Annotated in this window: 1 protein-coding gene; it reads right to left on the reverse strand. The window is 55.8% G+C overall.

Annotated features, from left to right (window positions below):
- On the reverse strand, window positions 1-541 hold a 541-nt coding region (locus P7F28_RS10145; RefSeq protein WP_368860332.1), incomplete at its 3' end, for a site-specific integrase.
- Window positions 542-633 lie beyond the last annotated feature (92 nt).

Below are 633 nucleotides of genomic sequence, written 5' to 3' on the forward strand. Positions count from 1 at the left end.
GCCGCGTGTACTCTGCCGATCGGCCTTTGCTGCGGGCAAGAAGATGATTCCGAATCGTTACCGCGTCAAATGCATCTGGCAATAAACTTCCGTCGCCGGCCGAGTGACTGTCGAGAAAGTCGCGAATGAACGGGCCATAGACGAGCAGAGAGTTCTTGGCGAGTCCACGATCCTGCCTCAGATAGTCCAAGTATCGGCGATAAGTGTGCGCGATCGCGGACTCGCCGTCTAATGTCGGCGAACACACAATGGCTTCCGCGCGCAGATAGGCGAGAAACTGCCGTAATGTGGGACGCGCACGCTGGACGCGGTCTCGTGATGCGTCGATCATGCGCTTCATAAAACGAGCCGTGACAGACTCATCGAGGTCAACCAGGTCGATGTTCCTGTGCTTCATCCACCGAGAGAACGCACACAGGATTCTTCGTTTCTTGCGAAGCGATACCTCGGAATAGTGTGCCGTCCGTAGACGATCAAGAAATGCATCGATGTGATGGGCCGGCAGTCCGCCGGATTCGCTGACTGTACGTGTTGCATTCATCTGATCTCTCCTGGCCAGCGCTTTAGCCAGCCTGAGAAATCATATGTTTATGCCGACGCAGCGATCATGAAAGGCCATACCCACGGCCACGC

It is taken from the genome of Caballeronia sp. BR00000012568055 (assembly GCF_029439455.1).
In the GTDB taxonomy this organism is placed as follows: domain Bacteria; phylum Pseudomonadota; class Gammaproteobacteria; order Burkholderiales; family Burkholderiaceae; genus Caballeronia.